Annotated in this window: 19 protein-coding genes and 2 tRNA genes; 7 read left to right on the plus strand and 14 right to left on the minus strand. The window is 49.8% G+C overall.

What is annotated here, in order from left to right; translation table 11 throughout:
• Positions 1 to 91 precede the first annotated feature (91 nt).
• Positions 92 to 646, plus strand: coding sequence for a D-glycero-alpha-D-manno-heptose-1,7-bisphosphate 7-phosphatase (locus JUB14_RS00090; protein ID WP_207503361.1), 555 nt, complete (start codon positions 92 to 94; stop codon positions 644 to 646).
• A 254-nt stretch (positions 647 to 900) separates the two neighbouring features.
• On the opposite strand, the gene JUB14_RS00095 is transcribed toward JUB14_RS00090, so the two are convergent.
• On the minus strand, positions 901 to 2,397 hold the full coding sequence (locus tag JUB14_RS00095) for a type III PLP-dependent enzyme domain-containing protein (protein ID WP_229367449.1): 1,497 nt from the start codon (positions 2,395 to 2,397) through the stop codon (positions 901 to 903).
• Between the two features lie 417 nt (positions 2,398 to 2,814).
• Between JUB14_RS00095 and JUB14_RS00100 the strand changes: the two genes are divergently transcribed.
• The 5 genes from JUB14_RS00100 (at position 2,815) to JUB14_RS00120 (ending at position 10,171) form a co-directional block, all read left to right on the plus strand.
• Complete coding sequence (locus JUB14_RS00100; protein ID WP_207503363.1) at positions 2,815 to 3,435, plus strand: TetR/AcrR family transcriptional regulator; 621 nt, start codon at positions 2,815 to 2,817, stop codon at positions 3,433 to 3,435.
• A complete protein-coding gene (locus JUB14_RS00105) occupies positions 3,432 to 4,826 on the plus strand; it encodes a TolC family protein (RefSeq protein WP_229367451.1) in 1,395 nt (464 codons plus the stop codon). Before JUB14_RS00100 ends, JUB14_RS00105 begins: the two co-directional genes overlap by 4 nt.
• Before the next feature lie 28 nt (positions 4,827 to 4,854).
• Positions 4,855 to 5,988 (plus strand): efflux RND transporter periplasmic adaptor subunit, encoded by a 1,134-nt coding sequence (locus JUB14_RS00110; RefSeq protein WP_207503365.1) that lies wholly within the window; start codon positions 4,855 to 4,857, stop codon positions 5,986 to 5,988.
• 94 nt (positions 5,989 to 6,082) lie between these two features.
• Positions 6,083 to 9,520: an efflux RND transporter permease subunit gene (locus JUB14_RS00115; protein WP_207503368.1), complete on the plus strand. Its 3,438-nt coding sequence runs from the start codon at positions 6,083 to 6,085 to the stop codon at positions 9,518 to 9,520.
• Between the two features lie 135 nt (positions 9,521 to 9,655).
• Positions 9,656 to 10,171 (plus strand): DUF6265 family protein, encoded by a 516-nt coding sequence (locus JUB14_RS00120; protein ID WP_207503369.1) that lies wholly within the window; start codon positions 9,656 to 9,658, stop codon positions 10,169 to 10,171.
• Positions 10,172 to 10,203: 32 nt separating this feature from the next.
• Here JUB14_RS00120 and JUB14_RS00125 read toward each other — a convergent pair whose 3' ends face one another.
• The 13 genes from JUB14_RS00125 to ubiE form a co-directional block, all read right to left on the minus strand.
• The gene (locus JUB14_RS00125; protein ID WP_207503371.1) at positions 10,204 to 10,773 is read right to left on the minus strand and encodes a hypothetical protein; all 570 of its coding nucleotides are present in this window, start codon (positions 10,771 to 10,773) and stop codon (positions 10,204 to 10,206) included.
• A 21-nt stretch (positions 10,774 to 10,794) separates the two neighbouring features.
• Positions 10,795 to 11,241 carry a DMT family transporter gene (locus JUB14_RS00130; RefSeq protein WP_207503373.1) on the minus strand — a complete coding sequence of 149 codons (447 nt, stop codon included), beginning with the start codon at positions 11,239 to 11,241 and terminating at the stop codon, positions 10,795 to 10,797.
• Positions 11,242 to 11,288: 47 nt separating this feature from the next.
• The gene (gene nuoK, locus JUB14_RS00135; protein WP_207503375.1) at positions 11,289 to 11,594 is read right to left on the minus strand and encodes an NADH-quinone oxidoreductase subunit NuoK; all 306 of its coding nucleotides are present in this window, start codon (positions 11,592 to 11,594) and stop codon (positions 11,289 to 11,291) included.
• A gap of 2 nt (positions 11,595 to 11,596) precedes the next feature.
• Positions 11,597 to 12,121 (minus strand): NADH-quinone oxidoreductase subunit J family protein, encoded by a 525-nt coding sequence (locus tag JUB14_RS00140; protein WP_207503377.1) that lies wholly within the window; start codon positions 12,119 to 12,121, stop codon positions 11,597 to 11,599.
• A gap of 66 nt (positions 12,122 to 12,187) precedes the next feature.
• Positions 12,188 to 13,819: a 4Fe-4S dicluster domain-containing protein gene (locus JUB14_RS00145; protein ID WP_207503379.1), complete on the minus strand. Its 1,632-nt coding sequence runs from the start codon at positions 13,817 to 13,819 to the stop codon at positions 12,188 to 12,190.
• A 156-nt stretch (positions 13,820 to 13,975) separates the two neighbouring features.
• Positions 13,976 to 14,428, minus strand: coding sequence for a methylglyoxal synthase (locus tag JUB14_RS00150; RefSeq protein WP_207503381.1), 453 nt, complete (start codon positions 14,426 to 14,428; stop codon positions 13,976 to 13,978).
• Between the two features lie 60 nt (positions 14,429 to 14,488).
• A complete protein-coding gene (locus JUB14_RS00155) occupies positions 14,489 to 15,718 on the minus strand; it encodes a glycosyltransferase family 4 protein (RefSeq protein ID WP_207503383.1) in 1,230 nt (409 codons plus the stop codon).
• Positions 15,719 to 15,728: 10 nt separating this feature from the next.
• Entirely contained in the window at positions 15,729 to 17,630 is a 1,902-nt protein-coding gene (locus JUB14_RS00160) for a heparinase II/III family protein (RefSeq protein ID WP_207503385.1), read from the minus strand.
• A 14-nt stretch (positions 17,631 to 17,644) separates the two neighbouring features.
• On the minus strand, positions 17,645 to 19,756 hold the full coding sequence (locus JUB14_RS00165) for a bi-domain-containing oxidoreductase (RefSeq protein WP_207503387.1): 2,112 nt from the start codon (positions 19,754 to 19,756) through the stop codon (positions 17,645 to 17,647).
• A 773-nt stretch (positions 19,757 to 20,529) separates the two neighbouring features.
• Positions 20,530 to 20,604, minus strand: a tRNA-Val gene (locus tag JUB14_RS00170).
• Between the two features lie 231 nt (positions 20,605 to 20,835).
• Positions 20,836 to 20,910: transfer RNA gene (locus tag JUB14_RS00175), tRNA-Val, on the minus strand.
• A 109-nt stretch (positions 20,911 to 21,019) separates the two neighbouring features.
• Positions 21,020 to 21,757 (minus strand): type IX secretion/gliding motility protein PorT/SprT, encoded by a 738-nt coding sequence (gene porT, locus JUB14_RS00180; protein WP_207503389.1) that lies wholly within the window; start codon positions 21,755 to 21,757, stop codon positions 21,020 to 21,022.
• Complete coding sequence (ubiE, locus tag JUB14_RS00185; protein WP_207503392.1) at positions 21,706 to 22,428, minus strand: bifunctional demethylmenaquinone methyltransferase/2-methoxy-6-polyprenyl-1,4-benzoquinol methylase UbiE; 723 nt, start codon at positions 22,426 to 22,428, stop codon at positions 21,706 to 21,708. Before ubiE ends, porT begins: the two co-directional genes overlap by 52 nt.
• A gap of 152 nt (positions 22,429 to 22,580) precedes the next feature.
• Here ubiE and JUB14_RS00190 point away from each other — a divergent pair, with 152 nt between their 5' ends.
• A complete protein-coding gene (locus tag JUB14_RS00190) occupies positions 22,581 to 24,227 on the plus strand; it encodes an OmpA family protein (RefSeq protein ID WP_207503394.1) in 1,647 nt (548 codons plus the stop codon).
• Positions 24,228 to 24,456: the final 229 nt, after the last annotated feature.

Genomic DNA, 24,456 nt, shown 5'->3' on the forward strand with positions numbered 1-24,456 from the left:
ACTTAGAGTAACTAAGTTGGCCGCCGAGTGTTGGAATGGATTTCAAAGAGCAACCTCCAGTGCACCGGATGGAGCTAAAACAAAGCAACCTATGATACAGACAGATAAAAAGGCTCTAAATAAATGCGTATTTCTAGATCGGGACGGTGTCCTCAACGAAGAGATTGGTGATTATATGCACCGGCTCGAAGATCTGGTGATACCGGAAGGAATGGCTGAGGGAATAAAAATGCTGAAAGAGGCGGGCTACCTACTGATCGTAGTGACCAACCAGGCGGGTATTGCCAAGGGTATGTACGGAAAAGAAGCGGTACACGCTATTCACCAGCGTATGCAGGAAGAATGTGGTAGCTTACTGGATGCTATTTATTTTGCTCCCCACCACGAAAGCCACACTTCCCGCTCATTATCCCGCAAGCCGGAGTCCCTCATGATGGAGCGGGCTATGGCCAAGTACAATATAGATCCGGCTCAATCATGGATGATTGGCGACCGGGCGCGTGATATGCAGGCTGGTCAGAAAGCAGGGGTACGTACCATACACATCCTGACCGAGGGAGATACCCCGGCCGGTGATTATACGGCACTTAATCTGCTGGAAGCAGCACGTCTGATACTAGAACAGGAAAGGGATCAGGCGCGCTGAGAAGTGGTTTTCACTACTTTCTGTGTAGAACCATAAGCGGGGCACGTCTTACGAGCACAAGACGACATCCACAACATTCCACCAACAGCAGCTAGTAACAATACCTTTTTCATCGTAAGAAGTATAGTTAGAGATATATTTCGTTGAGTTTTAGAGGCAAAGATAATGCCATTATAAGTAGAGTCAGTACTGATAAGTCAGTACTGACTCTTTTTGTATAACGAGTTACTTTACATCAACCTTATCTAAGGGTACTAGTTTTTTGAATCAGCCATTTCTATAACTGACTCATCCTCCTGGGTTTTGGACGCTTTGCCATTCCCATTGTTGTTGTTGCTATCCGACCGGACATACGACTCATCGCGGAAGCCTAGTATCTGAAGCATTGTCTCGCTGTCCTGCTCATCCGCAAACACGCGGGTCGTAATGCGACCATCATCATCACGGTCTACCAGTACGTGCTTCGGTGCCGGGATCAGGCAGTGCTGAATACCTCCGTAACCACCCAGCGACTCCTGGTAAGCACCCGTATGGAAGAAACCAATGTACTGATCCTCATCGTCACCGAATATGGGCAGGTACAAGTCAGCACTGTGCATTTCTGTGTTATAGAAGTCCTGCGAGTCACACGTCAGACCTCCCAGGTTTACCTTCTGGTACGGGTTGTCCCAGTTATTGATCGGGAGCATGATGTACTTCTGGTTCATACCCCACGAGTCGGGAAGCTGCGTAATGAACGAGCCGTCGATCATGTACCAAAGCTCCTTATCATTCTGGAGCTTCTTGTCAATGATTTTATAGATCACCGCGCCGCTCTCTCCTACGGTATAGCTACCAAACTCGGTGAAGATATGCGGTACTGGTACGTTATTCTTGTTACAGATCCACTGGATATTTTCTACGATCTCATCAATCATCTGCTGATAGTCGTAATTAGACTGCAGCGAGGTCTGGATAGGCAATCCACCTCCGATATCAATTGAGTCTAGATCCGGACAGATCTTCTTCATCTCGCAGTACTTAAACATAAAGCGGGTCAATTCGCTCCAGTAGTACGCACTATCCTTGATACCGGTATTAATAAAGAAGTGCAGCATTTTGAGCTTAAACCGTGGGTTGGGCTCAATCTTATCCTTATACAGCTGCTGCACATCATTATACCGGATACCCAGTCGTGAGGTATAAAATGCAAAGTTGGGTTCTTCGTCCGTAGCAATACGGATGCCCAGGTTCAGGGTATCAGCCGTAACCTGCTGCTCGTACGACTCGATCTCCTTCAGGTTATCCAGTATAGGTATACAGTTGAATCCCTCGTTGATCAGTTCGCTCAGGTACTGTGTGTAGCGTGGGCGTTTGTAGCCGTTAGCCAGGATGAAAGTAGACTTGTTGATCTTACCCCTGCGATATAACTCCCTGATGATAGGTACATCAAAAGAGGAAGATGTCTCGATGTGTATATTATGTTTCAGCGCCTCTTCCAGCACGAAACTGAAGTGTGACGATTTAGTACAATAGCAATACGTATAACTTCCCTTGTAGTTATGACGTTTAAAAGCGTTCCGGAAAAACATCCGGGCGTTTTCTATATGTTCTCCAACTTTGGGAAGATAATTCAGTTTAAGCGGGGTACCATGTTCCTTGATGATGTCCATCAGAGGTACATTGTTGAACAGCAATTCATTATTGTCAACGTTAAACTCCATGGTAGGAAACTCAAACGTCTGCTGAATCAGGTCAATGTAGCTTTTCATCCTTCAGTTCAGTGCATAAAATGGTTAATTCGTTGATTTCCTTCGCAGTTAAGGGACGCGAAATTCCCTAAAAACCGCGTCTTTTCCAAACACAGTTACAATATAAATCATTCCCCCCCGCTCATTTTGTCCCTGATTTTTTATTGTTCATAAGCCAAAACGAGGGCTTTATCTATTTCAGGTTGATTGGGGCCTTACGACCTGATTAGCTTTGTCTTCGAGCGATATTGGCTAACTACGAATAGTCCAAAAAAATGTAAGTAAAATGGTAGCCATTCAACTGCTTATAAAACCGCTCATCATCAAAAAATGCCAATACATAGATATAAACGTGATCCAGCTGAAAATAATTTGGAAACTCCGAATTATTAGAAAGTTTCCTCAGTTCTTTGCCTAAAATTAAAGAAAGAGCAAGTAGTGAAAGAGCGGATTCAAAAGGTAGCTATGGACTTGTACTGGCGGTATGGTGTCAGGAGTGTCACCATGGACGATATTGCTAGGGAAATAGGTATATCCAAAAAGACTATTTACCAGCATTTTCAGGATAAAGAGGCCATTGTCGAAGAGGTCATAAAACATGAGCTGGAAAAGCTAAGGGCAGACATGGAGCAAATAGAGCGGGAGGCCGATAATCCGATCGAACAGATGCTTCAGGCGTCGAGGTGCCTGCAGAGAGAGATGAATAATGTTAATCCGGTACTACTCTTTGACATTAAGAAGTACTGTCATAACGGCTGGGAGCTGTTTCAGAGCCACAAGCATGAGCATGTTATAAAGAGTGTGAGACGGAATCTGGAAAAGGGTATCCAGCAGGGATTGTACCGGGAGGATCTGAATGTAGACCTAATGGCAAGGCTGCATATTGAGCAGATTGAGCTAGTTTTTGACCCAACGGTATTTCCGATTAATCAATACAATCCGGTAGAAGTGAAGACCCAGGTACTGCACCACTTTCTGCGGGGGCTGCTGACAGAAAAAGGATTTCAACTATATAATCAATACGTAGACCAATCAGTAATCGAAGCTAAAAATCAATGAAACATGTAACACTACTACGAAATGGACTATTGGCGCTGGCCCTGCTGATAAGTATAAGTCCGCTCCGTGCTCAGGACGAGGGCTATACTCTTCAGGAAGCTGTCAACTACGCGCTTAGCAAGAATCTTAACATAAAGAATACGCAACTGGATGCCCTGTCGGCCGAGGCCCGCATTGGAGAGATTCGTGCCATAGGACTCCCGCAGATTAGCGGCCAAATGGGCTTTACTGACAACCTCATTATACAAAGGGTATTCTTACCTGCCCAGTTTGCTGATCCGAATGCTCCCGAGGACGCCCCTCCAATCGCAGCCCAGTTTGGCGTAAAGTATGCAGGTAACGTAGGTGTATCGCTAAACCAAATGATCTTTAATGGCTCTTATCTGGTAGGGTTGAAAGCCGCCTCTACCTACCGCGAGCTGGCTCAGAAAAATGTAACGCAGTCGAAGGTAACGGTGGCGGAGGCAGTGACCAAAGCGTACTATTCGGCCTTGGTAGCCGAAGAACGCGCCAAGGTACTGGACTTCAACATCAACCGGCTGGATACGCTCCTGGGCGAAACCCGTATCCTGAATCAAAGTGGTTTTGTAGAACTTATAGACGTAAGCCGGCTGGAAGTACAGCTCAACAACCTGCGCACCGAGCGCCAGCGGGTACAAAACCTGATTGAGCTGAGCTACGAGTTGCTGAAGTACCAGATGGGCATGCCCCTGACCGAGAAAATCTACCTGGAAGATAAGATTACAGAAGTGGACCTGGAGGAGATGAAAGCGGCATCGGAGGCGGTTATCAACTATACCAACCGCATCGAGTACTCCATTTTGAATACGCAGGAAGAGCTGGCTAACCTGGATATCAAAAACATCCGGAGTGAGTACCTGCCCTCGGTAGGCGGAGTACTTACCTACGGTCATAACAACGGGCGTAACAACCTGGGTGACCTGTTTTCGACCCGCTGGTTCAACAACTCCATGCTAGGCATCAACGTACAGATCCCGATCTTTGATGGTATGTCGAAGCACTACCGTCTGCAGCAGGCCCGGATTACCCTGGATAAGGTAAAGATAGGCCAGAACCTGCTGGAGCAGTCGATAGACCTGCAGGTCAAGCAAGCCAATATTAACCTCCGGAACTTCATGCAGGCCCTCGAAATACAGCGCCGGAACATAGAGCTGGCGCAGGAAGTGGTACGGGTAACGAAGATCAAGTACCAGGAAGGGGTAGGCTCCAACATCGAAGTGATCAATGCTGAATCATCATTCCGCGAAGCACAGACCAACTACTACGCGGCTCTGTACGACCTGCTCATTGCGAAGGTAGATCTGGGTAAATCCCTCGGTGTACTTTATACGGATACTACTGCAACTACTCCTCAGATACAACAGCGTTAAAAATTACAGAAACTCCTAGTCATACATTATGAAAAGCAATATCATCATAGTTGCCGCAGCTACTCTCCTGCTGACGGCCTGTTCAGGTGAAAAGAAGGAAGGTGTGGAAGCCAAGCGTGAAGAGCTGGCTCAGCTCAAAAGCGAGCAACGTGAACTGGATAAAAAGATCAAGTCGCTGGAAGGCGAACTGGCTAAACTGGATCCGGCCAAGGCGGCTGAAACACGGACGAAGTCGGTGACAGTTACCCCTGTTACTAACAACACATTCAAGCACTACGTAGAGGTACAGGGTACCGTTGACGCCAAGAACAACGTACTCGTGACGCCCCAGATGGGAGGTGCCGTAACGGCCATGTATGTGAAAGAGGGTGACTACGTAAAGGAAGGTACCGTACTGGCTCGCGTAGATGACAGCATCCTGCGTCAGTCCATCGAAGAAGTAAAGAACCAGTTGACATTGGCTTCTACGCTTTTCGATAAGCAGAAAAGCCTCTGGGATCAGAAGATAGGAACTGAGCTGCAGTACCTGCAGGCCAAGAACAACAAGGAGGCACTCGAAAAGAAACTCGCTACGCTGAATACGCAGCTATCGCAGGCCCGGGTGGTATCTCCTATTGCCGGTGTGGTGGATCAGGTCAATGTAAAGGTAGGTGAGATGGCGGCTCCGGGTATGGGGGTAGCGCGCATTGTTAACCTGAACAACCTCAAAGTCGTAGCTAAGGTAGCCGATGCCTACGTAGCCAGCGTCCGAAAGGGCGATGAAGTGATCATCAATTTTCCGGACCTGAACCGTAAGTACAATGCCCGCATCAACTTTGTAAGTACTACCGTTGACCCACTCAGCCGTACCTTCACCATTGAGGCCAATCTGCCATCGAGCAGCGATATCAAGCCTAATATGCTGGCGCAGGTACAGATCAACGATGCCGTGAAGAAAGATGCGCTGGTAATCGATCAGAACCTGGTACAAAGTACCGAAAGGGGTCAGGTCGTATACGTAGCAGCTACCGATGGCAGCCGTAAGGTAGCCAAAGCCAAACCTGTAAAGACGGGACTTAGCTATAATGGTCAGGTAGAAATAGTAGAAGGGCTACAGGCCGGTGACCAGCTGATTACGCTGGGTTACCAGGAGGTGGCCGACGGACAGGCGATCAGCTACTAAGGGTAGCCAGGACCTGGAATACGTGCAGTTGTGAGAAAGTATAACAACAATGCCTCCCCCTGGTGCGCACCAGAGGAGCCAATCACGAAAAACTATGAAATTTAACGAGTACAAAACCCTCAGCTTCACCAACTGGTGCGTAGAGAACCGGACTACGATCTACATCTTTACGTTTATCATCACACTGGCGGGGCTTATGGTGTACAATAACCTGCCCAAGGAGCAGTTCCCGGATATCAAGATCCCGCAGGTGTACATCAATACGGTGTACTTCGGTACGGCTCCGGCTGACGTCGAAAACACCATCAACAAACCCATCGAAAAGCAGCTTAAATCCATATCGGGTGTAAAGCGTATCAAATCCAACGCCCTGCAGGACGTATCGGTAATCCTGGTAGAATTCAACCCGGATGTAGAGGTACCCGTAGCGCTGCAGCGGGTACGTGACGCCATCGATAAGGCCAAGCGCGACCTGCCCCAGGAGCTGGATTCTGGCCCTACAGCGCAGGATGTAAACTTCTCGGAGTTCCCGATCATGAACATCAACATGGCCGGTAACTACTCTCTGAAGCAACTGAAAGAGTATGCTGAGGACCTGCAGGATGCCATCGAGGCTATGCCTGAGATCAGCCGGGTGGATATAGTGGGGGCCCTCAACCGCGAGATACAGATCAACGTAGACCTGCCCCGTATGCAGAGCTCGGGTCTGACCTTCTTTGATATTCAGTCGGCTGTACAGAGCGAAAACATCAACGTATCGGGTGGCGATATGAATGTGGACGGTGTACGCCGTACGCTGCGCGTGAAGGGTGAATTCAGTGAAGTTAGTCAGATCGCTAACCTGCGCATCCGTACCAGTACCGGAGCCGTGATCCGATTGGGTGACGTAGCCGAGGTAGTAGATAGTTTTGAGGAGCAGCAGGACTTTGCCCGCCTGGACAATAAGTCGGTTGTAACCCTGAACGTCATCAAGCGCGCCGGTGCTAACCTCATTACTGCTTCTGATCGTATCGAGAGTACCATAGAGGAATACCAGAGCAACCGCTTCCCGCAGGGACTGGATATACGCATTACGGCTGACCAGTCGGAGCGGACTCGAGCCGAGCTGCATGACCTGATCAATACCGTAGTACTGGGCTTTATCTTCGTGGTACTGATCCTGATGTTCTTCATGGGCGTTCGTGACGCGATCTTCGTAGGTCTGTCGGTACCGTTGTCGGCACTGGTGGCGGTGGTATTGATGCCCATCATCGGGCCTATGGTAGGTACTGCATTTACCCTTAATACCATTGTACTGTTTGCGTTCCTGCTGGGTATCGGTCTGGTGGTGGACGACGCCATTGTAGTTATTGAGAATACCCACCGCCTCTTCAACCAGCACAAGGACTGGACCATCCAGCAGGCGGTAAAGGCGGCGGCTGGTGAAGTATTTGTACCCGTACTATCGGGTACTCTTACGACTATCGCGCCTTTCTTCCCGCTCCTGTTCTGGCCGGGTATAGTAGGTGAATTTATGAAGTTTCTGCCTCTGACGCTGATTCTGACGCTTATGGCTTCGCTCTTTGTAGCCTACGTCATGAACCCGGTATTTGCCGTATCGTTTATGGGACGGCATGATGAGGAAAAGGAAAAGCTGGATACCAGTTTCAAAGCTATTCGCCGCCCTGTGATTGTACTGGGAGCCGCCGCTCTGGTTGGGTACTTCATCGACCGGGGTATTGGTAACTTCCTCGTGTTTATTCTGGGACTGTACCTGTTTAACCACTACATCCTGACACCCCGCATCCTGGTACCTTTCCAGGACCGCCTGTTACCAGCTCTTAAGAACAATTACCGCAAGGTGATCAGCTGGGTGATTCAGGGATGGAGGCCGGTAGGAGCCATCTTAACCATGGTGGTGCTGCTGGTATTTACCTTTATCATGATGGGTATCGTCAAGCCTAAGGTGATCTTCTTCCCCAGCGGCGAGCCTGACTATGTCTATGTATATAATAAACTCCCTGTCGGAACGGATGCCCGGATTACTGACTCGGTGACCAAAGTGATAGAGAAGAAGGTATTTGCGGTACTGGAGAAGAACGAGGCCATGTCTATGGTCAACTCCGTAATCTCAAACGTAGGTAAAAACGCCGGTGACCCGACTAACCCTGATCGCTCCGCTACTCCTCATAAGTCTAAGGTGACAGTCGCTTTTGTACCCAATGAAGAGCGCGATGGCCGTTCTACCGAAGAGCTGCTTATCAAAATACGCGAAGCACTGGTTGGTATACCTGGTTCGGAAATCTCTGTGGAGCGCGAAGCAAACGGTCCACCTACGGGTAAGCCTATCTCCATTGAAATCTTGGGAGATGATTTTGCTACCCTGCAGAAACTGGAAAAAGATGTGTTCCAGAAGATTCAGGAGTCAGGTATTGAAGGTATAGACCAGCTCCGTTCGGACCTGGTGACCAACAAGCCCGAAATCACCATTGACATTGACCGTGATAAGGCCCAGCGTGAAGGCATCAGTTCGCAGCAGATAGCCTTTGCCGTACGTACCGCGTTGTTCGGTGCCGAAGTATCCAAGTTCCGCGATACGCAGGATGAGTACCCCATTATGGTACGCCTCAAGAAGGACGACCGCGAGCAGATTGAGCGGCTTCTGAGCCTGAACATCGTGTACCGCGACATGAACTCAGGTGGAGCCTTACGTCAGGTACCTATTACATCCGTTGCTGATGTTCGGTACTCGACGACCTTCAGCCAGATTAACCGTAAGGACCAGGAGCGTATCGTGACGCTGGGCTCGGACGTACTGCCCGGCTATAACGCCAATGAGATTGTAGCGCAGATACAGGATGTGGTGGAAGAAATGGAAGTACCTAACGGCTATACCATCAAGATGGGTGGTGAGCAGGAAGACCAGCAGGAGTCGATGCAGTTCCTGATGGGGGCATTTGGAGCGGCTATTCTGCTTATTTACCTCATCCTGGCTACGCAGTTCAACTCGGTGGTGAAGCCTTTCATTATCTTCTTTACCATTGTACTGTCGCTGATCGGGGTACTATTGGGCTTTATGGTTTTCGACATGACCTTCTCCGTCATTATGTCCGGCGTAGGTATTATAGCCTTGGCGGGTATTGTGGTGAAAAATGGTATCCTGCTCATTGAGTTCATTGATGAGCTGCGTGAGCGTGGCTATCCGTTACGTGATGCAATTATCGAAGGGGGAGCCATCCGTCTGAATCCGGTACTGCTGACGGCCTCCGCGGCGGTATTGGGTCTGATACCACTGGCTCTGGGCCTTACCATTGACTTTGTCAGTCTATTCCGTGACCTGGATCCTCACCTGATCATTGGTGGCGACAGCGCCGACTTCTGGAACATCCTGGCCTGGACCATCATCTTTGGTCTGACGTTCTCGACGGTACTTACATTGGTGATCGTGCCATGTATGTACTACGTCAATGAGCGGATCCGGGAGAAGTGGTTCCGGAAGAATAAGGGCACCGAAGCCCATCAGGAGAAGCTGGAAGCTGCCCCAACCGTATAGTAGCTGTAAGAGTAATCCGTATAATCCAGTACCAGCAGCCGCCTCTGACGAAGAGGCGGCTGTTTTTTTATTTAAAATCCTCAAATCCTCCTATCTTGCCATCCTGTTTCAAACCTAAATCCTTGTAGTAGTAAAATGAAAAATTTCCGCGTATTGGGCGTAGCCGCCGCACTATTTGTACTGAGTTTGCTCACTGGCTTTACGGCACAGGCTCAGAGTACCTCCGGAAAGGGAACTCTGAATGATATTAACTTCCTGGAAGGCCGCTGGGAGGGTACCTTCAACGGTGGGCCTATCCATGCCTCCTGGACCGCACCGGCTGGTGACAACATTGCAGGATTTATCCGGATGATGAAAGATGGCAAGGCTACTCTGTATGAAATATTCGCCTTTGAACAAACTGAGAATGGTCCTGTCGCTATGGTGAAGCACTTCCGTCCGGGCTTGATCAGTGTGGAGGAGAAAGAGCAGTCTGACCGGTACAAGTTTATCGAAGCCAAGAAGAACCAGGCGCTTTTCGAATTGGAAGGCGGCCAGACCCGTATTATCTATGAGAAGCGGGGAGATAATCAACTCGTGATTCAGCGGGGCAAGCAGGAAGGCGGCAAATGGTCGTTTGTAGATCTTTTTGTATTCAACCGCATTAAGTAGTAGTACCGGAGGTATTCGTAGGGTGGGTATACTTACTCTACGAATACTTTCTTATCCGTTATCAGCTTGCGGTGACCTTCCAAAAATTCGCAGAAAGCCCTGATCTGCTGTTCCTGCCGCGAAAAGTCCATATCCAGATTATAGTCTTCCTGGTACACGTCCTTAAAATCAGTAATAACATAGCGGAGGGAACGGATACCCTTAGGGCGTAGAGCCAGCAGGTAGAAGTTCTGGTGATTATATACAAAGCGGCCGGGTGAGTAGCTCCCTGTGGTTTTCAGATCTACAGCCAGTGAACGTCCTATTACATCCACATAACCGTACAGCAGTACATCGTCCAGCTCGTACTGGCAGTACACTTGCGTAGCTACCATCGGGCGCGGGAGCAGGGCCCGGGCCTTACGCAGGATCTCAGCATCAAAAAAGTCTTCATCAGTACCTTTGATTACCGCTTCTTCAAACGATACTCCTCGGGCCTGAGCCTCAGTTTGGGGTACCGGTACCCGATTAATGGAGTCCAGGAGTTCCTGCTCGTTCATGTACCCTCTTTGGTAGCGGGCGAAGGTATTCAACAGCGTAGGGTATAATCGGTAGCGTACCATACGGCATCTTTATGATTAGAGTTAGTACTTCACAATCAACACAGCACCAATAATAAGTAGTACTACACCTAAAAGCCGGGGAAGGGTAAGATGGTTTACGGCAAAGCCTAATAAACCGTAATGATCTATGACTACGGCGGCAATAAGCTGCCCCGCTACCGCCAGACACACGAGCGCTCCCTGGCCAATATCACGTACTACAAAGATGACCGTAAGTACATAAAAGGCTCCGAATAAGCCTCCAATGAATTTCCACCAGCTAATCTGCCGGATGGTCTGCAGGGAAGGTACATCATTCTGATTGAAAGCAGCAAAGGCGATCAGCAGAATGAAGAATCCAACGCCGAACGAAAATATAGCGGCCAGGATCGGGTTGCCAAGAGAAAGCCTGAGCTGTGAATTAACTCCCCCCTGAACCGCGGTAGCCACTCCAATTAAGAAGGCAAGAAGCAGGTAAAAATAATTCATGAATACGAGTCAATCATTAGAGGTTGTCAATTCTACGGCGGCTCTGCTTATTTCTTCAGCTCACTGATCTGATCGGGATCAATGGTGCGGTAGTGGCTGTAAACCCGCAAAACAATAGCCAGGGCTACGGTCACTTCAACGGCCGCTACTACTATAACAAAAAGAGCAAACAATTGGCCACGCAGCAGCTCCGGATCATGGCGGCTGAATGCTACCAGATTCAGATTTACGGCATTGAGCATGAGTTCGAGCCCCAGCAGTACCCCAATCGCATTACGCTTGGTAACCGCCACTGCCAATCCTATGCTGAAAAGGGCTGCCGCTACAACTAAATAGTGAGTAATAGGAATCATACTTATGCGGAAGGATTACGATTCATAGCCAGATAAGCAGCCCCGATCAAGGCTACCAGCAACAGGATGCCAGCGATTTCGAACGGGAGCAGGTGGCTCGTCATCAGTTCTACACCCAGGGTACGTATGGTAGAACGACTGATAAGCACATCGCCGATGAGCGTAAAATTAGCTGCCAGGATGGTGTACAAGAACACGCCAAAGAGAACAACGGCCACTAGTATCCCCCAGAACCGCCGGTGATTTACTACTTCAATCCGGTTGGGTCTCGTAGCGGCATCAGGACGTTCATCGGCCGGACGTGTAAGCATGATCCCGAATATCAGCAGGACCAGGATTCCCCCGACGTATACCAGGAGCTGCGTAATGGCTAAAAAATCAGCGCCTGCCAGTACATACAGGGCTGCGACACCTACCAGGGCCAGGAAGAGGCCGAAGGCGGCATACATGAGGTTACGCGTCAGGAGTATGAACAGCGCTGAAATAATGGCGAGTGCTGAAAAGCCGTAGAAGGCTACTTGTTCCATGCCGGTTAAAAAAGAGTGCGCTGCAAAGGTACCAAAAATTGCAGCGCACTGTTTCCTGAAAAATTATTAGGCTTCGTCTGACGTACCTGATGCCGGAGGCGTACCCTTAGGTTTCATCGTAGGTCTGAAAGCGGGCTTTGGCTTCTCCACCTTCCCCGGAGCGGGTTCGTCCGGTGCCGGTTGGGCCTGAGCTGGCACAGGAGCAGTTGTATCAGGAGCGGAAGCATCAGGAGTTGCTAAAGCCTTAGGCTTCATTGTGGGCTTGAAGGCCGGTTTGGGTTTCTCCACATGCTCCACCTGGTCAGGCTGAGCCTGGCTTATTTCTGGTTGACTAGCCTCTGCTTCCGGTGTAGCGGTTGCCTTCGGCTTCATGGTAGGCTTGAAAGCGGGCTTGGGCTTAGCAGCCTCTACCGGTGCTTCGGGAGTACTATCCGTAGCGGCTTCCGGCGCTGTCTTAGGCTTCATCGTAGGTTTGAAGGCCGGCTTAGCCACAGGGCTGTCCGTAGCAGCCTTTGGCTCCTCAACCGGTGCCGACGTACCTTCGGAACTATCCTTAGGCTTCATGGTCGGTTTGAAGGCTGGTTTGGGAGCCGCTGCCGGTTCCGCTTTTGCCTCGGGTACCTCTAAGGGAGCAGACTGAGCCTCCACCTTAGGCTTCATAGAAGGCTTAAAGGCGGGCTTTGGTGCAGGACTTGTGCTGGCGGTTGGTGTTTCCTCGGTTGGCTCTGCCTTAGGTTCGGCCTCTGCTTTAGGCTTCATCGAAGGCCGGAAAGGCGCTTTGACCGACGCTGGCTTTGGTGCTTCCGCTTCCGTTGGCTGCTCGGCTACCTTAGCTTCCACGGGCTCCTTCGGCTTTATAGTAGGCTTGAAAGCAGGTTTTGCCTGCGGCTTCTCTGCCGTAGCTTCTACTTCCTGCTCCTGCTTTTCAGGTGCCGGCGCTGCCTTGGGCTTCATTCCTGGACGGAAGGCCGGCTTGGGTGCACTTTCGGTATCAGCTTTGCTTTCAATGGGAGCGTTCTCCACAGGAGCCTCAGCGGGCTTTGGCTTAGCAGTAGGCTTAAAAGCCGGACGTGGTGCTGCGGGCTTGGCTTCCGCAGCGGCAGAAGTGGCAGGCTCAGCCGCTTTTTTGCTGGCTTTGAGTGCTTCTTTCTCCCGCTGGAACTGTTCAAGCAGCAGACGCTTTTCCTCGGCTTCCTCCGGTGCAAGATTGGTATAGTGGTACACCATATCCCGAACATCTACCTCACTATAATCAAAGGTCTTGGTCATAGTAAGACACTCCGTAGGACACACGGTCGTACACAGGCCGCAGTAGCAGCACTTAGCCATATCGATATCGAACTTGGCCGCGTAAAGACGGATTGGTGAACCATCTGAAGCCTTACCTACCTCTTCAATTGCTTTGATAGGCTCAATTTCGATACAGTCAACGGGACAGATCTTAGCACATTTGTCACAGACAATACAGTCGTCGATCTCATTGTGCAGGCGATACCGGCCGTTGTCCGGAATAGGAATGGTTTCAAAAGGATACTGTATGGTAACCATCCCATTTTCCTGCTCAAAGTAATTATCCGACCGCACATCCGTGGATTGGCGCCGCTTACGAGCATCCCACAGGTGGCGAAACGTCAGGCGCATACCCGTCAAAGTGGTATTGATACCTTCAGCAATATTTTTAAAATAAGGGGAAGACATTATATCGTATCAATCAATAACAACAATCTCACAAGGGGGTAAAGCCCTGTAAAAAGCAAAGATAGAGGATAGATTCCAGTAATTTCCCTGCTTCCGGAATTGCTGTACTAGTTATGGATTATTCATAAGTACTAACCCGCCTCCCGGTGCTTCAGTTCATGTTTTTCGGGTTAAATACGCGCTGAAATCGGTCTGTTGTGACTCATAATCCTGATTGATCAGCGGGGAGGTAAGCATGAAGTCGGCCGTGGCGCGGTTGCAGGCCATAGGTATGTTCCAGACTACCCCCAACCGAAGCAGCGCCTTGATGTCCGGGTCGTGGGGCTGGGCCGACATGGGATCCCAGAAGAAGATAAGCGCGTCTACTTTTCCCTCGGCTATGAGTGACCCCAGTTGCTGATCCCCTCCCAGCGGACCACTTAGTAGCTTGGTAATGGGCTGATCCAGTTTTTCCTCCAGTAGCTTGCCCGTAGTACCGGTGGCATATAGCTGGTGACGGGCGAGTATGTTGCGGTTATAGTAGGCCCAGTCCAGTATATCATCCTTTTTGTTATCGTGGGCCACCAACGCTATGCGCTTTCGGGATAGTAGTTTTCGTGTTATAGTCATCTGTATCTAAGATTAAGTCAGAATAAGCTCAGAATGGAGTCCTGGCTTGTGCAATCATAATCAAATCTGCTTGATATATTCCAGGTATTTCCTGGCTAGTACATCCCGATCGAAGTAGGTACGGGCGTAGCGGTAGCCATTTTGTCCCTGCTGAACTATCAGCTCAGGATTACTCATATAAAATCGTACCTTTTCGGCAAAGTCCTCTGGAATTTCGGGTTCCACGAAGGTACCTGCCTGCGCTTCTTCGACCAGTTCACGCGATGCGCCATCAATAGCCATCAGTACAGGCTTTTTGCAGGAAAAGTAGTCGAACGTCTTGTTGGAGTACACGGTCTTGAAGGTATCTACTTTTTTTAAGACCGAAGCCCCCAGGTCCGAGGCTAGTATGTACTTAAAGACCTCCCGCTTTGGTACCGAATCTACAAAACGTACATTGGTAAGTCCCCGCCGCTGGGCGTCAAGCTGCAGCTCTTTTTTCTGCATGCCGTCCCCAATGAGCAGGAACAGTGCATTGGTGTCGTGCAGCAGTTCGGCCGTATCCAGCACCTGCACCAGGTGATTGGCTACACCATGGGCGCCTACGTACGTAACAACAAACTTACCCTCCAGCCCATGCTCCCGCCTGAACTGGCAGCAGTCAAACTGTTGCATGACTTCTTCCGAAAGGGTAAAGTCAGCCGCATTGGGAATGAATATAATCTTATGGGCAGGGACTCCCTTCTTAGTCAGTAGCGTTTGGCGGAAGGCTGGTGTAAGTACATTAATGAGCTTCGCTTTTCTGTACACAAAGCTCTCAAACCAGTACGCAAAGCGGATGATCCAGGGATTGGTCAGTACGCCCGTGTCAATGGCTGATTCAGGCCAGAGATCACGTATCTCGAAGAGGAAGGGCGTGCGCTTCCACCACGATAGGGCTACGGCCGTAATACCCACAAAGAGCGGCGGCGAAGTGACTACTATGATGTCATACTTGCCCCTGGCGTGCCGGATGCCGCCCAGGATACTGGAAAACGTAAAGGAGAAGTAGGCCCAGAGTCGCCCCAGGAAGCTCTTGTTGTAGCTCTCCGACACGTGGCAACGAATGACCTGTATGCCATCACGGTTGGTGTACTGATAGAAGTACTGGCCCCTGTAGTGTTCCGGACGGTGGCCCATATAATGCACCATTCCAGCTAGTACCACTACCTCGTGGCCGGCTTCGGTCCAGATTCGGCTCATTTCATTCCAGCGGGAGCCGCCGCCGTCATTGTCTTCCAGAAAGTACTGGTGAATAAGGAGAATCCGCATAGGGGCTAATTTAAGACTTTACCCGAATTTCCGTCTGGATATACCGTTCGGTAGTGGTAAAGGCAAGGCGAGGAGTAGCGGTTTTGGTACCATACAGTCCCGAATACCATCCTTCTGTTTCGATCGGCGGGATTGGCTCTCCCTGAGAGGTATAAGCATTGATCTCATAGGTGTCAAAGAAAGCTTCGGACGGATGCCAGAGTTGATGCATGGGCAGGTGGGTAGGGGCGTTCAGGATTTCGTCTTCTATGATCCAGTGCAGCTGTCCGGTAACTTTAGTAACGTTTCGGGTATGGATAATACCGGAGCTGAGGTGGCTGTATCCCTGAAACCAGCCCCTAAACATAGTGCTCTCTCCATTTTCTTTCCATTCCCCTCCGGCCCTCCGGATCCAGTCGTACCAGATAAAGCGGGGACCTTTACGCATCTGATCGTGTTCATCGAGCATGATCGTATTGTGTGAAGCCGTACCGGCAAAGTACCGTATCAGCTCTTCGTCGGTATTGTACTGATAAGAGCCCGCGTCGCGCAGGACGTTCTGCCCGTTGACCCAAATGTCCAGATGCAGATTATCGGCCTGGAAGGGGCGGTCCTGGTAGCTGCCGCAGCGGAGGAATGTCAGCGTACTATGGTCCCGCAGAATATAGTACCCGCCTTTATGAAAAGCATGCGATTGTGTGCCCTTGGAAGATCGCCTGGCGGCTTTGCGGGTAGAGGGTTGGCCGGCTAGCCAAAAGGCTTCTTCCTTCCAGGTACCATGACCGTAGTTAAGGTCTTCTCCCAGGGTAGTAGCCAGGGCGTAAAGCTGCGGGCGGTAATCGCGAAAATGGCATTCACTCAGCGGAAAGAACAGTGCCCCGTCGTTGTTGCCGGAGTTGGGAAGCCAGCCGCTCCTATCATCCTGGCAGGCCCGCAGGAACTGTAGTGACTTCCGGGCGCGGTCATACACTATCTCCGACCAGCGCTCCCCGTTACGGTGCGCCAGCTGGATGGCCCAGGTCAGTAGTTGTACCACCACCCGGTGGTAGTTCATCGAAAACTGCAGGAAGGTACCATCCTGATAGATCTGATAACCTACTTCCTCCTCAAACCATCGCTTCCCCTGCTCCTTCCAACGGGTACTTTCCTGGAAGAAAGGATACAGCATCCCAACCAGGTACAGGCCCAGCGTTTCGGTAAGGGCGTGGTTGTTGCGTACTGCAATGCGTGAGAAGTGAATATTCTCCTCCACGTGCTGCATCTGCCGGTATAGGCTATTAAGAATACGTGAGAATCGCTCCTCAGTCAGTTGGGGAGAGGTTTTATAATAGTGCAGGGCAAAGGTCCAGTTAAGTACCCGAAGGGTAATCTCCTGACTGCACCGCCAGTTGGGACCACAATTCACCGGATTAGCTTCAATCCAGTTTTCTATTTCTGAAAATACAAGTTCGGACTGGTCTTCCTTCTGGTGAAAATCATAACGGATCAGGTCGTACAGGAATGTAAAGCGCGACTTTTCCCATACGTACTTGATATCGCCAGCCTCAGGAGATAGGTCGGGTATTGTGGTCCAGTGCTGGGTACTATTATAGCGGTAGCCCGTTTTGGGATTGGTGAGCCAGTCGGTGACGGTGTACCAGGTAGAGCCAAAGAATAGCAGTTTGCCTTTCTGCAGCTCTTTTACACGCTTTATAAGTGAGCCAGGTCTGGATAAGGCAAAGGGGGCTTTTTCCAGAAAAGGTTTGTCAAAGAAAAAAGAAGTATCAGAGGCTTGCCAGGCTGCCAGAGTGGTAAAGTCCTCAGCCGGAAGATCAATGGGAAAACGTTGCCTTAGTAGTCCGGTACGTACCTGTACTTCGTGCAGCGTACGAAACAGCACGTAGCGCAGGCCCATGTTGTGGAGGATCTGAAAGAGTGAATACAAACGCTTCATAGACTACAATAACTCTATACCTTTACCCACTCCCCCCGCTTCAGGCTTTCCAGCGCGGCAAAAGTGGCCCGTGATGTATTTATCAGTTCGTCAAAAGAGATTAGGGAGGCGCCCCCCGTACAGATGCGTTCCAGCAGGAGCCGGAATTGCTCCTTATGTCCCTTGTCCTGACTAGTACGCATTTTAGAAAAGCCCTTGAAGCCATAGCCCGTCAAGGTACGGAAGTTATCCAGCACCAGAGTTCGCTCCTGCGAGTACACCTCAACACGTTCCTTGGAGTAGGCTTTACTGCCGTTGGCGAAGTAGTTGATGACGCCCGTAGAGCCATTTTCGTATTTGAGCAGGATGGAGGCATTATCCGTAGTGTCGGAAGGCTGGGTGCCCATCGCGTTCATGCATACAGCCTCTACCCGGCTACCCGTGAGGTAGGTGATCAGGTCAATAAAGTGGCAGGCTTCGCCCAGTATACGTCCACCACCCACGGTTCGGTCATGGACCCACGAGTTGGCGGGGATAAAACCCGCGTTCATCGTAGCCACCACGTTCATGGGAGCACTGCCTAGCAAGGCTTTCATTTTCTGCGCATGGGGTGAAAAACGACGGTTGAAGCCCACGGTCAGGCTGCGGCTCTCGGGAGGATCCAGAAAGGTCGCTATGATTTCATCCAGCTCTTCTTCATAAATAGCCAGCGGCTTCTCCACGAATACATGCTTTCCGGCCCGCAACCCCTCTACGGCCATACGGGCGTGTTGGTTGTGCCGGGTTGTGATCATGACCAGGTCTACATCCGGGTCGCGCAGGAGCTCGTGATAATCGGTAGTACTATAGGTGATGCCGTGCTTCTGGGCCAGAGCTGTGCCTGAGAGTCCATTGGCACTGGCGATGTACTTGACAGCAGCCCCTTTCAGGGCGGGTAGCATGGTCATCTTGGTAAAGTTACCCGCTCCTATGATGCCCACTATGCCTTTTTGGGCGGAGAAAGGGCGATCATGATACCGTACCACCGTACGAAGGTCCACCTGCTCGGGATATTCCAGAATGGAAGCAATGGCCTGTGATGAGCCAATCTCGTCGTATACGCGGTCGTATTCTTCCAGGGGTACTACTTCGGTGATGAGAGGCTTTACATCCAGTAAGCCCGACGAAACTAGTTGCAGGATGGTCTGGAAGTTACGGTTTTCGGTCCAGCGTACGTACGGGAGCGGATAGTCGTGTCCCTTTTGCTCGTAGGCGTCGTCGTAGCGGCCGGGACCGTACGAGCAGGATACCTGGAAGCTTAATTCTTTCTCGTAGAACTCCGCCCGGCTAAGGTTGAGTCCTATAACCCCAACCAGTATGATTCGTCCCCGCTTGCGCGACATACGAGCCGCCTGAGATATAATATCATTGGTTTTGGCCGAAGCCGTGATGACCACACCGTCGGCACCGGTACCCAGCGTGAGGTCTTCTACAAACTTAACCGGATCGTCGCCTTTGGCGGGGTTACAGGCAGTAATGCCTTTGGCGGCGGCTATTTTGAGTTTCTGCTCATCCAGATCTATGCCTACTACTCGGCAGCCGTTGAGTCGGAGTAGTTCGGCCGTGAGCAGGCCAATTAGTCCCAGGCCAATGACTACTACCGTTTCGCCCAGGGTTGGATTCAGCAGGCGTATGCCCTGCAGACCAATCGAACCTATTACTGTAAACGCAGCTTCCTCATCAGAAACACCATCTGGTACTTTCGTAACCAGATTACGAGGTACGCACACAACCTCGGCGTGCGAACCATTGCTGGCAACCCGATCGCCTACCTGTATGTCCTGCACGCCCTCTCCTACCTCAATGACTTCTCCTACGTTGCAATAGCCCAGGGGCAGCGGCTGCTCGAGCTTGTTAAAAACCGCCTCCAGCGTAGGCATCAGCCCATCGGACTGAATTTTGTCCAGGACCATCTTCACCTTATCCGGCTGCTGACGCGCCTTTTCGAGCAGATTGGCTTTGCCAAATTCTACCAGCATTCGTTCGGTACCCAGTGATACCAGGCTTCGGCGGGTCCTGATCAGTACGCAGCCACGCTTTACTTGCGGGGCGGGTACTTCCTGTAAAATGGTTTGTCCGGTTTTAAGGTTCTGGATAAGCTGTTTCATGAAAAACAGGGACAAGGATGGATGTGGGTTCGGAGAAATTAAACTCGCTTTGAGCTTATCTGTTGCAGAAAAACAGGCTACACACAAAATAGGAAGCCACTGATCGGCCTGTTTGTGAACTCACACTGCTCTATAAACTCTGAAAGGGAGGGACTGGTTAAGCAGTAGCTCAATATTTTTAGCAACTGGTTAAAAGTTGATAGTGTAGTAGAGCACTCTGTAGGCAAAGGAGCAGGTAGCTCGCAGGTGCTACTATAACTGGATGTAAATTAGTAATTTAGTAGGAGTGTTATAAGTTGAAATTGGTACACTTCTTGCACTCTTCTGTTTGATAATGCCGATTGTTTTTTTGGGAACAGAGACGCCGCCTCCGCAAGGGAGCGCGGCGTTTTCTATTTTTTCTGATGATACTTGTCACTAATAGTGTATTCTGGCACCATGCTTGCTCTACTATACCTGACGATTCAGTTCGTTTGGTAACAAAGAAGCAGGAGCCAGGAGCTATTAGCACCTGGCTCTCTTCTCTTTTTAGGGATTCTGATTATTGATTGCTCCTCCTCCCTTATAGCTACATGTGATTTAGTGATAAAGCCTGATACCGGCAAATCGTGCCTGTAGTTCCTGCTGAAAGCTAATAGAAAGAATATAGTGAAGTTTACTGGCAAAGAACAGGTGCGGCGGGTAGCGTTCCGGTTGAGGATACGTTAAGAATGAGTAAATACCTTGAAAAGACAAAAGCACTTAACGTTACCGCTAAGTGCTTTTTTGAAGGGTGGGTCCTGAGGGATTCGAACCCCCGACCCCCTGCTTGTAAGGCAGGTGCTCTGAACCAGCTGAGCTAAGAACCCGTCTTGTTGTTGTTTGGGAGTGCAAATATTGAGGATAAATTTTTATTGTGCAAGTTTATCCTGCGCTTATTAATACATAGTGTGGCCAATAGACCATTTATATTAATCCTCTAAAATTAGGGGTCATAATTCTCATGGTGAAAATCATGTACTTAGATAAGTAGCAGGTGGCAATAAGGGGAGCAAAAGAAAAGCCGCCAACTTGTTAGGATTGGCGGCTTTTTTGAAGGGTGGGTCCTGAGGGATTCGAACCCCCGACCCCCTGCTTGTAAGGCAGGTGCTCTGAACCAGCTGAGCTAAGAACCCGTCTTGTTGTCATTTGGGAGTGCAAATATTGAATATGAAATTTTGTTGTGCAAGTGTTTTTTAGGAAAAACTTTAAAAATTTTATAAGCTTCTGATTGTCAATCGGATCTTATTCGAAATTGATATATAGCGTTACCGTGTGGCTCGACAGGCGGTTGAGGCCGGTGCTGCCAGCGTGCTGACTTGGCTGTAACATATTCACTAAGCCGTGGGAAAAGCGTAGTTCGGGAGAGAACTTGAAGAACTCAAAGAACTGCTCAAACCCTACGCCATAGTCCAGCGTCAGGTCTGATGTGGCGGTATTGATGCGGGTAGAGCTACCTCCTTCTCTGCGCTTAACGTTGGTTTCAAGCCCTAGGGTAACCCCCGCCAGCATGTACATACGGGTGTTGACCCGACGGACCGATTTGTACTTTAGCAGTAAAGGAATCTCTACCCAGGTAGACTCCCGCTTTTCGATGCGCTCACTGCCGGAAGGATAGGTGTATTTGATCTGCCGGTCGTACAGGGATACCGACGGAGTGGTACGTATATCAAAGCGCTCATTCAGAAACGCATTGATGATAAAGCCCATCCTGAAGGCAGGCTGTACCGGCGACTGGATCAGCAGTACAGAGTCGGATTGCGCAAAGGACTCGTTATGCTGGAAATTGAACCGGGTAAAGGGTACGGCGAACAAAAAACCATAATGAATGGGCTTATCATCGTAGAACTCCAGGTGGCGACGCTTGTAGCCCAGGCCCTGTGACCGGGACTCATGTGCCATGAATAGCCCAAACAGAACTACCAGAAGAACTACTTTTGACCGGTGTAAATGGTGCAGATTCCGAAAGTCAATGGTATGCATTTAGTATTTTTAAAGCCAGCTTGTTCAAAAATAGTCAGGAAGTCGCGGCCATCCGGAAATGCCTGTACCGATTCGGGCAGGTATGTATAGGCCGAACTGTCCTTCGAAACAATCTTACCAATGGTAGGGAGGATGTACTTGAAATAGAAGTTGTACAGGTGCCTGAATGGAAACGAGCGTGGCTTCGAAAACTCAACAATAACACAGGTTCCCCCCGGTCGCATCACACGATTCATATCACTCAGACCCGCCAACAGATTTTCAAAGTTGCGTACTCCAAACGAAACGATGACCGCGTCGAAATAATTGTCTGCGAAAGGCAAACTTTCCGAGTCACCGGCCCGTAATTCAATGATATCCTGCTTACCAAGCTTCTTTATTTTTTCGCGCCCTACGGCCAGCATTCCTTCCGATATATCTACACCAACAATCTTTTCGGGTTTAAGAGCCAGTGCCTCGATGGCGAAGTCACCCGTACCGGTAGCTATATCCAGTATGGTCCGGGGGTGAGCTTTGCGAAGTAGTTTGATGGCACGTTTACGCCAGTATATATCAATGCCTCCGCTCAGTAAGTGGTTCAGAAAGTCGTACTTAGGCGAAATATTATCAAACATTTCGGCCACTTGCTCTCTTTTACTATTGCCTTTATCTTTATAAGGTACTACTGTCATTCGTTTTGTGTTTTAACCAGGGGGCAAAACTAATAGGTATTCTATCTCTAAACTATTCGTTACTAGGAAAGTTCATATGTAACTGGCTGATTTTATAAGGTTCAGGCATGGATTTTATTTCTGTATGTCTATCACTCAGATCACTTGGTCTTATGCTTCGTATTTCTACACTCACTTACTTATTGCTACTCCTGTCATTCGTAACGAAGGGGCAGGGACGTGTAAGCGTTCAAACTGCTGATAGGGATGCTATCAGAAATCTTACGGCTCGTCAGCTTTCACCTTATTCCGTCACCATACGCGGTGGATTGACGCAGTTCTTTGGTGAGCTGAATGAGCAGGATATGCAGAGTATGGTCGGAATTAGTCTTAACCGAAGGGTACAGCGGGCTTTCACCATGAGCCTGGACTATACAGCCGGAAAGGTAGGAGGCCAGAAAACCGACTTTTTTAATTCGTACTTCATTAACGAGTACAATACGCTGGATCTGCTGGCCAAGTGGGATCTGACAGAGCAGTTTGGGCAGTATGATAATGCGAGGCTGCACTTCAGTGTGTACGGGGGGCTGGGTCTGATGTTTTTCAGTGCAGAAGCGTATGACCTGACTACCAACGAACGGGTGCGGTTTACTAATAGCGATTTGAGTGGCCGTAATCCACTCTTCCTGCGTTGGGGAAACCCCCGGGGTAGGCTGGGCATTAGCAAGACCAATGAGCGCACGGTACCCGTAGGTTTTAATCTGAACTATCAGCTGGCTCGTGCCTGGCGATTAGGACTGGACTACCGCTTTTACTTTGTCAGATCTGATAAAGTCGATGCAACTTCCGGAGAGCGATTGATTAACCCTGAAGAATCAACTACTTACAGTGATACACCCAATGATAAGCTTAGCTTCATATCGGCCACAGTGACCTACCGGTTCAGCCAGAATACCCGGGATACAGATAAGGACGGGATACCCGACGATCGTGACCGGTGCCCCGATGTACCTGGAACAGCTCAGTTCTTTGGCTGTCCGGATACCGATGGAGATGGTGTACCTGACTATGTGGACAGATGTCCTACGGAGGCAGGATCAGTGGCCGCTCGTGGATGTCCTGATACGGATGGGGATGGTATTCTGGACCGGATTGACCCTTGTCCTAACGAAGCCGGTACGGTAAATGGATGTCCGGACCGTGATGGTGATGGTGTGGCGGATAGTGTGGATGCCTGTCCTGATGTAGCGGGTGACCCCCGCTACGGAGGCTGTCCCGATACTGATAACGATGGTATTGGCGATCACGTAGACCAGTGCCCTGACCGGCCGGGTACCTACGCCAACGGTGGCTGCCCCGATACGGATGGTGATGGTGTGTACGATGGTATTGATAAATGCCCCGAAGAGGCCGGCCCTCGTAACCGCGATGGTTGTCCACTGGTAAGTGCGGCTACCCGACAAACGATGCAAAGCCAGTTGGACTCACTACTGACGACGCCAATAAGATTTTCATCAGGTACTGACGATATTGAACGATCATCGTATAATACACTTAATACTATAGCCACCTTAATGAGAAGGTATCCAACGGCTCAGTTTGTGGTGGAAGGGCATACCGACAATGCCGGAAATGCGGACTCTAACCTTAAACTATCCGAGCAGCGGGCTATGGCTGTACAGCAGTACCTGATTTTTCAGGGAGTAAGTGGCGCTCAGATGACGGCATTAGGATTTGGAGATACGCGTCCTCTAGCGGACAATACCACACCCGAGGGACGAAATCGTAACCGGAGGGTCATCATTCGCGTGAGAGAGTAAGATAAGTATATCCTTAGCGTCTTTTTAACTACCTGAAGCCGCTATACCGCTACCTGCGGTATAGCGACTTTTTTGTGTTTAGCAGCCTTCAATCGTATTCTTGTTGCCTGGGTACTTCGTCTATACTCTTACGGAAGCAAGACTAAAAGCCCCTAAATTTGGCTTATAATTGGCATTATTATTGATTTATGAATTATAGAGGTGGTAGATTGAAATCGTGCAGCCAGCC

This window comes from Telluribacter humicola (assembly GCF_017355935.1).
Taxonomy (GTDB): Bacteria; Bacteroidota; Bacteroidia; order Cytophagales; family Spirosomataceae; genus Telluribacter; species Telluribacter humicola.

Coding starts and splice junctions, on each gene's coding strand:
- JUB14_RS00090 (WP_207503361.1), top strand. CDS start 92: ATGATACAGACAGATAAAAAGGCTCTAAATAAATGCGTATTTCTAGAT.
- JUB14_RS00095 (WP_229367449.1), bottom strand. CDS start 2,397: ATGAAAAGCTACATTGACCTGATTCAGCAGACGTTTGAGTTTCCTACC.
- JUB14_RS00105 (WP_229367451.1), top strand. CDS start 3,432: ATGAAACATGTAACACTACTACGAAATGGACTATTGGCGCTGGCCCTG.
- JUB14_RS00110 (WP_207503365.1), top strand. CDS start 4,855: ATGAAAAGCAATATCATCATAGTTGCCGCAGCTACTCTCCTGCTGACG.
- JUB14_RS00115 (WP_207503368.1), top strand. CDS start 6,083: ATGAAATTTAACGAGTACAAAACCCTCAGCTTCACCAACTGGTGCGTA.
- JUB14_RS00120 (WP_207503369.1), top strand. CDS start 9,656: ATGAAAAATTTCCGCGTATTGGGCGTAGCCGCCGCACTATTTGTACTG.
- JUB14_RS00125 (WP_207503371.1), bottom strand. CDS start 10,773: ATGGTACGCTACCGATTATACCCTACGCTGTTGAATACCTTCGCCCGC.
- JUB14_RS00130 (WP_207503373.1), bottom strand. CDS start 11,241: ATGAATTATTTTTACCTGCTTCTTGCCTTCTTAATTGGAGTGGCTACC.
- nuoK (WP_207503375.1), bottom strand. CDS start 11,594: ATGATTCCTATTACTCACTATTTAGTTGTAGCGGCAGCCCTTTTCAGC.
- JUB14_RS00140 (WP_207503377.1), bottom strand. CDS start 12,121: ATGGAACAAGTAGCCTTCTACGGCTTTTCAGCACTCGCCATTATTTCA.
- JUB14_RS00145 (WP_207503379.1), bottom strand. CDS start 13,819: ATGTCTTCCCCTTATTTTAAAAATATTGCTGAAGGTATCAATACCACT.
- JUB14_RS00150 (WP_207503381.1), bottom strand. CDS start 14,428: ATGACTATAACACGAAAACTACTATCCCGAAAGCGCATAGCGTTGGTG.
- JUB14_RS00155 (WP_207503383.1), bottom strand. CDS start 15,718: ATGCGGATTCTCCTTATTCACCAGTACTTTCTGGAAGACAATGACGGC.
- JUB14_RS00160 (WP_207503385.1), bottom strand. CDS start 17,630: ATGAAGCGTTTGTATTCACTCTTTCAGATCCTCCACAACATGGGCCTG.
- JUB14_RS00165 (WP_207503387.1), bottom strand. CDS start 19,756: ATGAAACAGCTTATCCAGAACCTTAAAACCGGACAAACCATTTTACAG.
- porT (WP_207503389.1), bottom strand. CDS start 21,757: ATGCATACCATTGACTTTCGGAATCTGCACCATTTACACCGGTCAAAA.
- ubiE (WP_207503392.1), bottom strand. CDS start 22,428: ATGACAGTAGTACCTTATAAAGATAAAGGCAATAGTAAAAGAGAGCAA.
- JUB14_RS00190 (WP_207503394.1), top strand. CDS start 22,581: ATGCTTCGTATTTCTACACTCACTTACTTATTGCTACTCCTGTCATTC.